At 42.3% G+C, this 15,253-nt stretch carries 14 protein-coding genes, 1 pseudogene and 1 other annotated feature; of the genes and pseudogenes, 14 read left to right on the forward strand and 1 reads right to left on the reverse strand.

Features of this window, described 5'->3' with window-relative positions; genetic code table 11:
* The first annotated feature begins 109 nt into the window (after window positions 1-109).
* The 14 genes and pseudogenes from DXA18_RS11600 (at window position 110) to DXA18_RS11665 (ending at window position 13,928) form a co-directional block, all read left to right on the forward strand.
* Window positions 110-1,432, forward strand: coding sequence for a SpoIID/LytB domain-containing protein (locus DXA18_RS11600; RefSeq protein ID WP_199665574.1), 1,323 nt, complete (start codon window positions 110-112; stop codon window positions 1,430-1,432).
* A gap of 83 nt (window positions 1,433-1,515) precedes the next feature.
* Complete coding sequence (locus DXA18_RS11605; RefSeq protein ID WP_118384026.1) at window positions 1,516-2,421, forward strand: YihY/virulence factor BrkB family protein; 906 nt, start codon at window positions 1,516-1,518, stop codon at window positions 2,419-2,421.
* A gap of 61 nt (window positions 2,422-2,482) precedes the next feature.
* Window positions 2,483-2,721: a binding site (T-box leader), on the forward strand.
* Between the two features lie 116 nt (window positions 2,722-2,837).
* On the forward strand, window positions 2,838-3,857 hold the full coding sequence (gene pheS / locus DXA18_RS11610) for a phenylalanine--tRNA ligase subunit alpha (protein WP_118384027.1): 1,020 nt from the start codon (window positions 2,838-2,840) through the stop codon (window positions 3,855-3,857).
* A 180-nt stretch (window positions 3,858-4,037) separates the two neighbouring features.
* On the forward strand, window positions 4,038-6,458 hold the full coding sequence (gene pheT / locus DXA18_RS11615; RefSeq protein WP_118384028.1) for a phenylalanine--tRNA ligase subunit beta: 2,421 nt from the start codon (window positions 4,038-4,040) through the stop codon (window positions 6,456-6,458).
* A 19-nt stretch (window positions 6,459-6,477) separates the two neighbouring features.
* A complete protein-coding gene (gene queA, locus DXA18_RS11620; RefSeq protein ID WP_118384029.1) occupies window positions 6,478-7,503 on the forward strand; it encodes a tRNA preQ1(34) S-adenosylmethionine ribosyltransferase-isomerase QueA in 1,026 nt (341 codons plus the stop codon).
* Window positions 7,504-7,794: 291 nt separating this feature from the next.
* Window positions 7,795-7,956: a hypothetical protein gene (locus DXA18_RS15680; RefSeq protein ID WP_158567128.1), complete on the forward strand. Its 162-nt coding sequence runs from the start codon at window positions 7,795-7,797 to the stop codon at window positions 7,954-7,956.
* The gene (locus tag DXA18_RS11625; RefSeq protein WP_118384030.1) at window positions 7,940-9,355 is read left to right on the forward strand and encodes an ABC transporter permease; all 1,416 of its coding nucleotides are present in this window, start codon (window positions 7,940-7,942) and stop codon (window positions 9,353-9,355) included. The genes DXA18_RS15680 and DXA18_RS11625 overlap by 17 nt, the downstream gene beginning before the upstream one ends.
* A complete protein-coding gene (locus DXA18_RS11630) occupies window positions 9,313-10,518 on the forward strand; it encodes an ABC transporter permease (RefSeq protein ID WP_118384031.1) in 1,206 nt (401 codons plus the stop codon). The genes DXA18_RS11625 and DXA18_RS11630 overlap by 43 nt, the downstream gene beginning before the upstream one ends.
* Window positions 10,519-10,531: 13 nt before the next feature.
* Window positions 10,532-11,209: an ABC transporter ATP-binding protein gene (locus DXA18_RS11635; protein WP_118384032.1), complete on the forward strand. Its 678-nt coding sequence runs from the start codon at window positions 10,532-10,534 to the stop codon at window positions 11,207-11,209.
* Between the two features lie 4 nt (window positions 11,210-11,213).
* Window positions 11,214-11,447, forward strand: a complete 234-nt coding sequence (locus tag DXA18_RS17660) for a cysteine peptidase family C39 domain-containing protein (RefSeq protein ID WP_442873206.1) — start codon at window positions 11,214-11,216, stop codon at window positions 11,445-11,447.
* A 239-nt stretch (window positions 11,448-11,686) separates the two neighbouring features.
* Complete coding sequence (locus DXA18_RS11650; RefSeq protein ID WP_118384035.1) at window positions 11,687-11,971, forward strand: hypothetical protein; 285 nt, start codon at window positions 11,687-11,689, stop codon at window positions 11,969-11,971.
* A 39-nt stretch (window positions 11,972-12,010) separates the two neighbouring features.
* A pseudogene (locus tag DXA18_RS11655) lies at window positions 12,011-12,388 on the forward strand (transposase); the annotation flags it as partial.
* 449 nt (window positions 12,389-12,837) lie between these two features.
* Window positions 12,838-13,311, forward strand: coding sequence for a hypothetical protein (locus DXA18_RS11660; RefSeq protein ID WP_118384036.1), 474 nt, complete (start codon window positions 12,838-12,840; stop codon window positions 13,309-13,311).
* A 257-nt stretch (window positions 13,312-13,568) separates the two neighbouring features.
* Window positions 13,569-13,928, forward strand: coding sequence for a hypothetical protein (locus DXA18_RS11665; RefSeq protein WP_147345595.1), 360 nt, complete (start codon window positions 13,569-13,571; stop codon window positions 13,926-13,928).
* A gap of 208 nt (window positions 13,929-14,136) precedes the next feature.
* On the opposite strand, the gene gap is transcribed toward DXA18_RS11665, so the two are convergent.
* Entirely contained in the window at window positions 14,137-15,159 is a 1,023-nt protein-coding gene (gene gap, locus DXA18_RS11670) for a type I glyceraldehyde-3-phosphate dehydrogenase (protein ID WP_118384038.1), read from the reverse strand.
* Window positions 15,160-15,253: the final 94 nt, after the last annotated feature.

The raw sequence follows: 15,253 nt of genomic DNA on the forward strand, positions 1-15,253 counted from the left end.
GGCGGAGTTCAAAAATGAGCGGGGTTCAAAAATGGGGTGGGGTTCTAAACCCACTATGAAGTTTCATACATTAGAGAAAGCAGTCCTGGAAAGAGATAAGAATACAAATATGAGAAGACAGAATCGATATATTTTATACATCATCAGTTTTATGGCGGTGCTTAGTCTGGTACTGGCGGGAATGCGTCTGGTACATCCGGAACGGATCGGAAATGGCAGATCCGGAGAGCAGACGGAGAGTAAATTGAAAGGACAGAGTGGAGAAACGGATCAGAATACCGGAATGGTGGAGAATCAGAATATCCGCGTGGCATTGATGACAAGCGGTTATGGAAGCGTGCTACACAGTTCGGTCAGTCTGGCAGCAGACAGTGGCCTGAGACTAAAATATGATGGGCGGGAAGAAGATTGGACAGGAGGCGTGCTGACGCTTCTGGCAGATGATGTGCGGCTAAAGAATGGACATCTTTCGGCAGAACCGCTGAATCCGGATGAAGAGATCCGGGTGGAAAGTATTGAACGTGGCCGGGGAATACCATCTTATCAGGGAAAGATTGAAGTGTGGTCCGGTGAAGAAGGTATGGCTGTGATTAATGAACTGCCGATGGAAAGCTATCTGTGCAGAGTTGTGCCGAGTGAGATGCCGGCGTCTTATGAAATGGAAGCATTGAAAGCGCAGGCGGTGTGTGCCAGAAGCTATGCAGTGCGACAGATGCAGGATTATGCATATCCGGAATATCAGGCACATGTCAATGACAGTGTAGAGTATCAGGTGTACAATAACAGTTATCCGGCAGATACAGCTACGCAGGCGGTAAAAGATACAACAGGTCAGGTGGTCTGGTATCAGGGAAACGTGGCTTCTACATATTACTTTTCGACTTCATGTGGAGAGACAACGGATATGACAGCCTGGGGCGATGAGGTCAATGAAAGTAATGCATATCTCCAAAGTATATCTGTGTGTGGAGATGTCGGAGATTATGAAAAAGATCTGCCCTGGTATCAGTGGACGGCGGAGATATCATCAGAGCGAATGGCAGCACTTCTCAGTAATTATGCCGGTAAGGATCTGGGAACACTGGAGAGTGTGGAAGTAACCAGGCGAGGTGACGGCGATGTAGCAACAGAACTGACGGCGGTTGGAACCGGAGGGAGTATTACGGTGGAGACAGAGAATAAGATTCGGACAGCCCTGGGAGGAAGCGGATATTCGATCGTAAGAAATGATGGACAGACCGTAGATAGTCAGAGATTACTTCCAAGTGCATTTATTTCTATAGAGAAGAAAGCGAACAGCTATGTGATCAGAGGCGGCGGCTATGGGCATGGTATCGGTATGAGCCAGAATGGAGCCAATGAAATGGCTAAGAATGGTAAAAATTACATGGAGATACTGAAATTATTTTATCAAAATGTAGAAATCCGATAGCAGAGAAACGGCTATTTGATATTTTTACTTGAAATAATTAAATGAAAATGGTATGATGCACATACTGATTTACGGAGGTTAGTATGAAAAGAGAGACCATAGAGAGGGTAATGAGAATTCCCAAGGATATGGGGAGACATCATGTTGGGGCATATGCAGCTCAGGCTGCATATTTCTTTATGTTATCGCTGATTCCGATTATATTGCTTTTGCTTACTATGGTAAGATATACGCCGGTTACGAAAGCAGATGTAATGACAGCAGTAGTGCAGGTATTTCCTACCAGTGTAGATTCCCTGATCACGTCAATTGTGAATCAGGTATATAACCAGTCAAGTACTATTATCCCGATTACAGTTATTGTGGCACTGTGGTCTGCCGGCAAGGGTGTATTATCAATTTCTACCGGATTTAATACAATTTATGGATGCCCAGAGACACGTAACTATATTTATCTGCGTTTCAGAGCGACATTTTATACAGTGCTGTTCCTGATTGCAATCATATTATTGCTGGTTATGTCGGTATTCGGTAATTCGCTGAATATATTTATCACGTCTCATATACCTGCCATTAAGCATGTGGCAAATAAATTGATGGAATTGAGGATGGCGATTACGCCGGTTGTGGTAATCGGTTTTTTACTTCTTATATATAAGTTTTTACCAAACCGAAAAGATCTGTTCCGCAAGCAGATTCCGGGAGCGATATTTACAGCGATTGGCTGGTTGGTCATATCCTGGGTATTTTCTGTATACCTGGATATTTTCAAAGGATTTTCGGATATGTACGGTAGTCTGACTACAATCGTGCTGATCATGCTCTGGCTGTATTTCTGTATGTACTGTGTGTTGTTTGGAGCACAACTTAATATCTATATGAAAGATGTACTCTTTACCGGAGCAGATAAAAAGGAAACTGCTGAAGAGAAGGCAGATATTACAGAAGGAGCTTCGGAAACAGCTTCAGAAACAGATTCAGAAACGTAAGAATCGGCTTGACATTAAAAAAGTCAGTGAGTATAATGACTTTGTATTGTTTAAATCAAAGATAAAAGTGATGACCGTGTCAGTAGAGAACTGTTTTCCATCAGAGAGGGGCATACCACAGGCTGAAAGTAGCTCCGGGTTCAGGCAGGGATCGAATTTCCCACGTTAGCTGCATGTTTGAATATTTCGATATATGATGATTCGATAGTAGGACATGCCGTATTCGTACGTTACACGAACATGAGTGCCTGTCGTAAGATAGGAATCAGGGTGGTACCGCGAGTTAACCTCGTCCCTTTTGGGATGAGGTTTTTTTGTATTCGTTCAGAGTATTTTGGAAGTGGCTCTGAACGATATAGTTATTAAAGAGGAAACATAGTCATTTAATTATTTATGAAAGAGAAAGGAAGAGAAGGATGAAAGAAAGATTGGAAAGCATCCGCAGAGAAGCCATTGAAGCAATTCAGTCTGCTGATGTACCGGAGAAATTGAACGAAGCCCGCGTCAGATTCCTTGGTAAAAAAGGAGAACTGACTGCTGTTCTTAAAGGAATGAAAGATGTAGCACCGGAAGAAAGACCGAAAGTAGGTCAGATGGTTAATGAGACACGTGCAGCCATCGAAGAGATTCTGGAAGAAAGCAAGCAGAAAATGGAGCGTGCGATCCGCGAAGAAAAGATGAAACAGGAAGTTATCGACGTTACACTGCCGGCTAAGAAGAACATGGTAGGACACCGTCATCCGAATACGATCGCATTGGAAGAAGTAGAACGTATTTTCATCGGTATGGGATACGAAGTAGTAGAAGGACCGGAAGTAGAATACGATCTGTATAACTTTGAGAAACTGAATATTCCGGCAGATCATCCGGCAAAGGATGAGCAGGATACTTTCTATATCAATGATGATATTGTGCTGAGAACACAGACATCACCGGTACAGGCCCGTGTAATGGAACAGGGCAAGCTGCCAATCCGTATGATCGCACCTGGACGAGTATTCCGTTCAGATGAAGTAGATGCAACACATTCACCATCTTTCCATCAGATCGAAGGACTGGTTATCGATAAGAACATTTCATTCGCAGACCTGAAAGGAACACTGGAAGTATTTGCAAAGGAACTGTTCGGTGAAGATACCAAGACAAAGTTCCGCCCACATCATTTCCCATTCACAGAGCCAAGCGCTGAGGTAGATGTAAGCTGCTTCAAGTGCGGCGGTAAGGGATGCCGTTTCTGTAAAGGATCCGGATGGATCGAGATCCTGGGATGCGGAATGGTACATCCACACGTACTCGAAATGTGCGGAATTGATCCGGAAGAATACACAGGATTCGCATTTGGTGTAGGACTGGAAAGAATCGCACTTCTGAAATACGAAATCGACGACATGAGATTACTGTACGAAAACGATATCAGATTCTTGAAACAGTTCTAGTGAGCACACAACAGAAGGAAGCACGAACGAAGTGAGTATTTACTTCTGTGTGCGAACGGTTCGACAGAATCGGGAGCCTCTTGGGGAGGCGGCGCCGGGAACCGGCGGGATTCTGGAGACTTAATAAGAGCACACAATAGAAGGAAGCACGAATAAGTGTTACATTGAAAGGAGATTATAATGGATACTTCATTATCATGGATAAAAGCATATGTGCCGGATCTGGATGTGACAGCGCAGGAATATACCGATGCGATGACACTTTCCGGTACAAAAGTAGAAGGATTTGAAAAAATGGATGCAGATCTGGACCGCATCGTAGTAGGTCAGATCGACAAGATTGAGAAGCATCCGGATGCAGATAAACTGATCATTTGTCAGGTAAATATCGGAACTGAGACGATTCAGATCGTTACAGGTGCTCCGAATGTAAAAGAAGGAGACAAAGTGCCGGTTGTTCTGGACGGCGGACGTGTAGCCGGAGGTCACGAGCCTGGACAGCGCGTTGCCGGCGGTATCAAGATTAAGAAAGGCAAGCTTCGCGGTGTGCCGAGTAACGGTATGATGTGTTCCATCGAAGAATTGGGATCTAACCGTGATATGTACCCGGAGGCACCGGAATACGGTATCTACATTTTCCAGAAAGATGTAGAAGTAGGAAGCAGTGCGATCAGCGCACTGGGACTGGATGATGTGGTATTTGAATATGAGATCACATCCAACCGTGTAGACTGCTACAGCGTGATCGGTATTGCAAGAGAAGCAGCAGCTACATTCCGCAAGGAATTCCATCCGCCGGTTGTAACACCGACTGGCAATGACGAGGATGTCAATGACTATGTTAAGGTTACAGTCAAGGATCAGGAACTCTGCCCGAGATATACAGCAAGAGTTGTAAAAAATATTAAGATCGGACCGTCACCGGAGTGGATGCAGAGAAGACTGGCATCTGTTGGAATCCGCCCGATTAACAATCTGGTAGATATTACCAACTATGTAATGGAAGAATATGGACAGCCGATGCATGCGTATGATCTGGATACGATCGCAGGCCGCGAGATCGTAGTGCGCCGTGCAGAAGATGGTGAGAAATTCGTAACTTTGGATGGACAGGAAAGAGAGATGGACAGCTCTGTACTGATGATTTGTGATGGCGAAAAATCGATCGGTGTAGCAGGTATCATGGGTGGCGAGAACTCTATGATTACAGATAATGTTAAGACAATGCTGTTCGAAGCTGCATGCTTCAACGGAACCAACATCCGTAAATCAGCTAAGAAGATCGGACTTCGTACCGATGCATCTGGCAAATTCGAGAAAGGTCTGGATCCGGAAAATGCACAGGCAGCAATCGACCGCGCATGCCAGTTAGTAGAAGAAATGGGTGCCGGAGAAGTTGTAGGCGGAATGGTAGACGTCTATGCGGAGAAGAGAGAGCCGTCAAGAGTTACATTTGACGTAGAGAAGATCAATGCACTTCTCGGAACAGATCTGACGAAAGAACAGATGCTTGGCTATCTGAAGTTAGTAGAACTGGAATATGATGAGACTACGAATGAGATCGTAGCTCCGACCTTCCGTCAGGATATCCACCGTCTGGCAGACGTGGCAGAGGAAGTGGCAAGATTCTTCGGATATGACAATATTCCGACCACACTTCCAAGCGGAGAAGCTACGACAGGTAAACTGTCTTACAAGCTGCGTATTGAAGAGGTGGCAAGAAATATCGCAGAATTCTGCGGATTCAGCCAGGGTATGTCATATTCCTTCGAGAGCCCGAAGGTATTTGATAAATTATTACTGCCGGAGGATTCCAAGCTTCGTCAGGCAATTGAGATCCGTAACCCGCTGGGTGAGGATTACAGCGTGATGAGAACGACATCCCTGAACGGTATGCTGACATCACTTGCTACCAACTACAACCGTAGAAATAAAAATGTAAAATTATACGAACTTGGAAATGTATATCTGCCAAAGGCACTTCCGTTGACAGAACTTCCGGATGAGCGTATGCAGTTCACTCTGGGTATGTACGGAGAAGGCGATTTCTTCAGCATGAAGGGTGTCGTAGAAGAGTTCTTTGACAAGATCGGACTGCACAAGAAAGAGACTTACGATCCAAACGCAGGCAAGACATTCCTGCATCCGGGACGTCAGGCTAATATCATTTACGGTGGAACCGTAGTCGGATATCTGGGAGAAGTACATCCGGACGTTGCAGATATCTACGGAATCGGAGAGAGAGCATACATCGCAGTGATCGATATGCCGGAGATCGTAGCGCGTGCTACATTTGACCGTAAATATGAGGGAATTGCCAAGTTCCCGGCTGTAAACCGTGACCTCAGTATGGTAGTGCCGAAGAACATCATGGTAGGACAGATTGAAGAAGTAATTGAGAAAAATGGCGGAGCTCATCTGGAGAGCTACTCCCTGTTTGACCTGTATGAAGGAGCTCAGATCAAACCGGGATTCAAGTCTGTAGCTTACTCTATTACATTCCGTGCAAAAGACAGAACACTGGAAGAGTCAGATATTTCCAAAGCAATGGATAAGATTCTTGCCGGTCTTGAAGCTATGGGAATCGAGCTTCGCAAATAGAACGGAGAGATAAGATAATATGAAACGACAGGATTTTTATTTTGATCTGCCGGAAGAATTGATCGCACAGGATCCGCTGGAGGACCGCTCCAGTTCCAGGCTCCTGGTGCTAGACAAAGAGACAGGCGAGACCTCTCATCACATTTTCAAAGAGATCGTGGATTATCTGAACCCGGGGGACTGTCTGGTGATCAATGACACCAAGGTGATTCCGGCGAGGCTGATCGGTGCCCGTGAGGGAACCGGAGCCAAGATAGAAGTGCTTCTGCTGAAGCGCAAAGAGAACAATGTGTGGGAGACACTGGTAAAACCTGGCAAGAAAGCAAGACCAGGCACACGGATCGTGTTCGGCGAAGGTCTGCTGGTTGGTGAAGTCATCGATGTCGTAGAGGAAGGCAACCGCCTGATCAAGTTTGAATATGAAGGAATCTTTGAAGAGATTCTGGATCAGCTTGGACAGATGCCATTACCGCCGTATATCACACATCAGCTTGAGGACAAGAACCGTTATCAGACCGTATATGCCAAGCATACCGGATCTGCGGCTGCACCGACAGCGGGACTTCATTTCACACCGGAGCTGCTGAAGCAGATCGAGGAAAAAGGCATAGATATTGCCAGAGTTACACTGCATGTAGGACTTGGAACCTTCCGCCCGGTTAAGGTAGATGACATTCTGGAGCATCACATGCATTCAGAATTTTACCATATTGATGCCGAAGCGGCTGAGAAGATTAACCGTGCCAAGGACAATGGCGGACGCGTGATCTGCGTGGGAACCACAAGCTGCAGAACTGTAGAGTCGGCAGCAGATGAGAACGGACGCCTCAGAGAATGCAGCGGATGGACAGAGATCTTCATTTATCCGGGATACAAGTTCAAGATTCTGGATGCACTGATCACGAATTTCCATCTGCCGGAGTCTACACTGATCATGCTGGTATCCGCACTGGCAGGCAGAGAGCATGTGCTGAATGCATATCAGGAAGCAATTGAGCAAAAATACAGATTTTTCTCCTTTGGAGATGCAATGTTTATAAAGTAGAAACAGTAACATATAAAAACAAAAAGGATTTGCCGCTTTACGATTATGGAGTGAAGCGGCAGATCCTTTTTTAGTATTTCCGATGATTATCAAGGATGATGATATATGTTTTTGGGATTTGTTTGATGGGAAAAACTACATGGGAAAAATCTATGGTCAGAAAATGTCCGGTATATTGTCAATAATGCGGAACAATGATAAAATTATATTGCGAATTATGCGAAAAATATTATTTTTGGTTGTAATATTATGACACTGGAGTGAAGAATGTCATGCATTTAAGGGGGGAGTATGTTGATTAATATTGCGATAGTGGATAATGAGAAAGGTGTTTTGGAAAATATCCGTGGAATCCTGTTAGATATGCTGGGAGGCTCCGAAGATATACATATAGATATGTATGAGAAAGCAAAACTTATAACAGGAGGGTGTAAAGATGGGAATTATCTTTAAATTGACTTTACGTTATCTGAAAAGGAATAAAAAGCGTACCAGAGCTACCATCCTTGGAATTGCATGCACGATGATCATCCTCACAACGATTTCGCTCTTTGCCAATACTCTGATGGGAATGATTCGGGAGAGCATCCGGGAAGACCAGGGAAGCTGGCATTTGATCTTCCATGGTTTGGATCAGGATCAGTATGAAAGCCTGAAAGAAAATAAAAAGCTATGTAATGTATCAGAAACGGAATGCGAAGAATGCGAACCGGATGCGGGCTTGTGTGTGGCTGCTGAAATGAAGAACGTCAGTTGGCGTATGTTTGCCAGAACACAGAAAATTGGCAAAAAGATCGGCATGGAACAGCTACCGGAGGAGGAGTGGCGACGGCTTCCTTATCGTGAAACGGGAAAATACAATATCACCTATCATATAGAGCTTTTAGAATACTATGGCCTAAATGACGAAACCAGTATGAGCGTGGGCGGAATCATCAATGTTATAGTTACAATGGTGATGCTTATGGGCTGTGTGCTGATTTACAATGCCTATTCCATCTCTACGTTTGAAAAGCTAAGGTATCTGGGAACATTGGGAAGTATCGGCGCGAGCAAATTTCAAAGGATTAGTGTGGTTTACTGGGAAGGAATACTGGAAGGACTCGTTGGGATCCCGATCGGAATCGGAGTGGGGATCTTACTTACGAATGGTATCGTAAAATGGCTGGAAAATATTTTTATGTATGAACAACCGTTGGTGGTGGAGCTTACGTTTGGAAGAATCATAACATTTGTGTTCTGGGGATTTCTGATGATATTTCTGGCGTGTCTCTTTCCGGCATGGAAAGCTGTCCATACCTCCAGTATGGAGCTGATCACACAAACTTATGAAGTAGATACAAAAATGCGTACTCGAACCAATCTGTTGAAAAAGCGGAAGCTATTTGGAACAGTGGGAATGCTGGCTTTTAAAAATATGTGGGTTCGCAGGAAAAGCTATATTGCAAACAGTGTATTGCTGATATTGACTTTTTGTGTAATTTTGGACGGCATGGCTGTGATGCGTGGAATCAATAAAGAGTATTATCCGGTAGATGATAGAGAACGGGAAGAATTGGATCTTTGGACAGAACTCTATACGATGGATGATGATAAGATTATGGAGTTTTATGAAAAAGTAGCAGCATTACCGGAGGTGACTTCCATATCCTTAGAGCGTAATATGAGTATCAGCGACATGCTGCTGGAACCAGGGGAGATTCAGGATGATTTGCAAAAGGTTCCATTTGAGGTATCTGAAGAGACTGGATTCTGGTGGTACGATGAACCGTCGCAACTTAAAAGTTTTCAGGATATGAAATCAGGAAATTGGATAGAAGGCATTCATTTACGAACAGTGATCGTGGGGTAGATGATCAAACCTTTCAGGCATATGTGAAAAAGGCAGGATATGAAATACCAGAAGATACCACAGAAGAGTATCAGGTGTTAATTGAAGATCACGAGGAAGTCCGGACATTAGAAAAGATCTGTCAACGCAGTATATTGAAGGCACAGCCAGACAGCGAATTTACCTTTTGGTATAGCCGTTATGGGGATATAGGAATCTTTACGGGGACATATGATAATCAGCGTGATGAGATGCGAAAGGGAAGCTTTCGGCTGATTGGAACAACACAGGAAACACCGCCGTATCCTTATTATTCCGGAAAGCAAGACGATATTAATGGATATCAGGAGGAAACATTGGGATTCTGCCACATTTATATGTCTATGGATGATTTTGAACGATTACTGGAAGATCCAATGTATAGTGATATTTATAAAAAACATCCTGAAGATACCTATGCTTTTCATTACCCAACTTATAATAGTGTTGCTACTTATTTGAAGTTTAATATTCAAAGAGAAGAGGAAGAGGAGGAGCATACATTTTGGGATTTTCTTTTTGGAATGGATGGACTCTCAACGCGGATACAAGAAGATGCGAGGATAAAGGGTAAAATTGAGATTATCGCACAAGAAGTGAGACTGAAGAAAGGCGCTCCGTTGACATATGATCCGGCTGTTTCTTTTGATGAGGTGGATATTTCGAAGAGAGATAGCTATTCCTTCAATAGCCAGGCACTTTGGCAGAAAAATGAATATTTTCGTTCGCAAAAGTTCTTATTGTTGATATTAGGATATGGATTGATGGCGCTTATCACGTTATTGTCATTAACCAATATTTTCCAAAGTATATCGACTTCTATGCGTATGCGAAGAAAAGAGTTCGCAGCTTATCAGTCGATAGGAATGTCCCAGAAAGATCTGAAAAGGATGTTATCCATAGAGGCAGGATTTTATGGGATTATCGGGTGTGTGATTGGAATACCGGTAAGTTTTCTTGGATTATTAGGCGTGTATGATACCTATCACGAAGTTTTTTATAATATTACATGGAAAATACCGTGGGATATGGTGCCGATACAGATTGTAGTTGCAGTGTTATTGCTGATCGTACCCGTGAGATATGCAATGTCACAATTGAAACATCTGAATATTATCGAATCTATTCGTAACGATAACCAGTAAGGGAGGCGCGAAGATGGAAGTATTGAGAACGGAAGATCTTACAAGAGAATATGGTTTTGGAGATAATAAGGTTATTGCACTTAACCACGTTTCCTTTTCGGTGGAAGAAGGAGAGTTTGTCACGATTTTAGGTCCGTCGGGTTCAGGAAAGTCAACGCTTCTTCATCTCCTGGGAGGTGTTGACAAACCGACATCCGGCAAGGTATATATTGGCGGACAGTCCATTTATGAAATGGAAGAACGTGAGCTGACTGCTTTTCGAAGGAGAGAGATTGGTCAGATTTATCAATTTTATAATCTGATTCCGGTACTGAACGTGGAAGAGAATATATGTCTGCCGATGCTCCTGGATCACAGACAGGCAGAACGAAAAGATTTGGATGAATTACTGGAATTACTCGGCCTCACAGAGCGTGTGAATCATCTTCCGAGTGAATTGTCCGGCGGTCAGCAGCAGAGAGTTGCAATCGGAAGAGCACTGATCAATAAACCGAAATTGATTTTGGCAGATGAGCCTACAGGAAATCTGGACCAGAAGAACAGCCGCGAGATTATCAAGCTTTTTCGCGAACTGAATGAAAAATATGGACAGACGATTCTCCTGATCACCCATGATGAGAAGATTGCAGAACATGCAGAGAGGATTCTTGTGATTGAAGATGGACAGATAGTAAAAGATAGTCGGAGGTGAGAAATTGCGCTTTCATGGAATTTATCAACATGATGTTAGAGACTGTGGTGTGGCGTGTTTAGCTACAATATGTGAGTATTATGGGTTAAAAGTTCCGCTGTCATATATTCGAGATTTAGAAAAAGTAAATATGAATGGCTCCAGTATATACGGAATATGCGAGGCGGCAAAGATATTAGGCTTAGATGCAGAGGCATATCAGGGAAACATCCAGGAATTACTGTTATGTGTACACTGATTTTTCAACATATCGTAGATCATTTTATGGTCCATTCAAATGCAGAACTTATGAGAATGGTCAATGTTGTTTTTACTATAATAATTGTGCTGTACATAATAAGACTGGGGATTTATATAATTAGAGGAATCGTTGGAGCCAGAATTTCCAGGGATATAGAGAAGAAATTGTTGGATGATTTTTTAGGGGATTTGTTAAAAGTTTTAAATTAAATAAAAAATGGCGATGAAGTGATATATATGCATTATGATAATAAGCCGGATCGAGTTGAAAGATTAGAAGTTTTATATGAAGAACAAGCTGTTGTAACAGGAGTTTTTTTGTACCGTAATGAAATTAAAGTAAAACTTAGACCGCATAAATCTATATATGATTTTTATGCAAAAGAGGAGGTGCTATTGGATTGTAAATATATATATCAAGAGAACAATGTTTTAGATTCTTTGGAGGTGTCAGATGAAATTAGATTTACACATTTTTATAACGACCCATATGAAATAAAAACTATAGAACGGGAGGAGTGATATTTGTGAAAAAATTATAAGAATGTTAGTTTGTGTACAATTGCAGAAGTCGGTGATATCACGCGCTTTGATAGCACGAAAGAACTTCAGAAACTGGCAGGATTGGAACTGGTGGCAGATAGCTCTGGCAAGCACAATGGAAAGACAAAGATAAGCAAAAGAGGACGCAAACGTCTCAGATATCTTCTTTTCGAGGCAGCGATATCGGTGGTGGGAAAGAATGAAGAATTCAAAGAAATCCACAGGCATTATACCACCAGGGAAAAGCATCCATTAAAAAAGATGCAGTCACTGATAGCAGTAGCATGTAAGCTGATAAGAGTATTCCATGTGATCCTTACCAAGGGAATCGGTTATGATGCATCAAAGATGTTGAAAGATATTCGACATCCTGGAGAGCAGTTAAAGGCTGCATAACCGAGCAATAAAGAACAACCATAATGATTACAGGAAGCGTCCACCGAAAGGTGCTGTGATCGGAGTATTTAGATTAGTGATGAAAGTACAAAGAATGAGCTGGTAGCCGGCAGAAATTTTCTCCGGAGGGCAAGACCCTGATGAATAGCTAAGCTGGCACCCTGGTTATGGACAGGCAGAACGAAGGAAGTGAGGACCCACCGTAAGGAGGATGATCCTGTTGGACATGAGAGGTGAGCTGCCATATAGGGATGGGTACACATCGAGGCCATTTAGAACGAATAGTGATGACCTTTTATTTGGTGCACCCATTATTACTATATATCTGCCCTGTATGAGGTAAATATCACTCCATAACCTTAGTTCTATTCAATGACAGGTATCAAAAAGTATTGAATTTATTGAAAAAAATACTTGATATATAGAGAAGGAGAGGAGAAGAGTGTTATGTGGAAAAAACATTAAGTGGTATTTTTAGTGTAGTTTTATTGTGCAGTTTAATGTGTGGTTTTTGTGTAAATGCTGCGGATAAAAATGATATAACAGATGATGAAATGAATAAAGTGACAGAACAGATGGCAATAGAAGTCGCAGAACAATTCTCTGGTGTTTCTTGTTTGCAAGGCGAACTAGATGGTAGAGATCCTATTAAGGCCTATGATGTGTCAAATGGAGCGATAGGATATATTGTAAAAATGTATAAAGAAAATCTTCCATATGGCTATGTAATTCTTGATTCGACAGTTGATGGTTTTGTGTGCGAATATAATTATGGGGAAAATATTTCATCATCATATGAGTTGGCTTTACAGCAAACTAATAATAAAGCAATTAGTACTAATAATAGTAATGGTGGATGCATTTACAAGTTTTTGCAGAGAGAAGGGAATAAATGTTTCGTCAGTATTCACAGATACAGCTAATTTTGGTTTCTTTAGAAATTGTATAGATTCAGGAGGAATTGGAATTGCATCTGTTCATATTACAACAACTGATGGTGATTCTGGACATGCAATGGCTGTTGAAGGGTATGCATTATATAAAAGTAATGATTCAAGTTCTTACTTACATATATTGCGTGTTGCAGATGGCTGGCATTCGTATGCTAGAAATCTGAATAATGATTTTGGAAAATATAATTCATATGAAGGGTATGCTTTTCAGTAAGGGGAATCAAGTAATGAAGAAATGGCTATTTGTGATATTAAGTGTAGTAGTTATTTGGGGTATCTATCGATATTGTAATGATAAGTTAGAAGAAAATGCAGGTGTGTCAAATCATGGAGGCATACATCAGTATGAAGAGGAGGCGATTGTTGAGGAGATAAATCTGGACAATCGAGAGATTGTTGTTCGTATAAAGGAGAGTGATACTTATCTTGAATCCAAAAAGAATCCTTATAAAGACAAAAAGATTAGTTTAGATTGCAGTAAAGTAAAAAAAGAGGAGTTAGATAATATAGAAATATCGGACGAAATAGTCTTTACACATTTGTATGATGAGCCTCATACTGTGCTAGACGTAAAAAGGCTATTGTAAATAAACGATAATCATAGGACGGGAGGATTGATGTTTATGAAAAAATTATAAGAATGAGTAAGTGAAAAAACTGACCTGCCGCATCTTTTTACAAATGCGGCAGGCCTTTTGTCTTTCGGTTCATAATCGTAATAACGAATGCATATGTCCCTTACAGAAAGTATATTACATATCAATCAGAAACGAGCTCGGTCCTATTCAGAACTATTTAGCGATTATGGTCGACCTGATCCATGTACTGGATAAGGCGCATTACCTGACTGGTATAGCCCCATTCATTGTCATAGAAACAGATCACCTTGAAAAAGTGGGAATTCACCTGAATGCCCTGTCGTGCGTCGAAGATGGAAGCATGAGAATCTCCGATGAAATCAGAAGATACTACTTCATCCTCCACATAATCCAGAATACCGGACAAATATGTCATAGAGGCTTCCTGAACTTTTTTGCAGATTTCTTCGTAAGATGCCGATTTCTTCAAAGCTACGTTTAAGTCAACAACAGATACATCTGAAGTAGGTACGCGATAAGAGATGCCACTCATTTTGTCCTTCAATGAAGGAATTACGAGGGAGATTGCTTTAGCTGCTCCGGTGGTAGATGGGATTAGATTGCCAAATGCAGAACGGCCGGTTCTCCAGTCCTTCTGAGAACGGCTGTCAACAACCTTCTGCTTAGCAGTAGTTGCGTGGATCGTGGACATGAGTCCGTATTCAATACCGTAATTGTCTTCTAGAATCTTGCAGATCAGTGCCAGACAGTTCGTCGTGCAGGATGCATTGGAAACTACGGGCATATCACTGTTGTATTCGGTATGGTTTACACCCATGATAAAAGTAGGTGTCTCTTCATCTTTTGCAGGAGCAGATATAATAACCTTTTTAGCCCCGCCTTGCAGATGATCCATAGCTTTCTGCGTTGTGCAGTAGGCGCCGGTTGCATCAATGATATATTCAGCACCACAGCTATCCCATGGGATCAGAGAAGCGTCCGATTCAGAGAACACAGGAATCTTCTGACCATTGATGATCAGACCCTGCTCATATGTGTCAAGCTCCCCCTGGAAACGTCCGAAGGTTGAATCATAGCGGACCATATATTTCATGTAGTCCAGATCAGCATTACGCACGTTGATCCCACAAAGTTTAAAAGTATCTGGTTGACTGATGGCAATACGGAGAGCGACGCGTCCGATGCGTCCAAATCCGTTGATGCCAATTGAAATTGCCATTTTACAATTACCTCCTATAAGTCATATTAAATGCATAGAGCACCCACAGATATCCTGGGTGCGGTTATTCTGACCGAGCAATGTAACTGGCTTT

The organism is Dorea sp. AM58-8 (genome assembly GCF_003464045.1).
Lineage (GTDB): Bacteria > Bacillota > Clostridia > Lachnospirales > Lachnospiraceae > Claveliimonas > Claveliimonas ammoniilytica.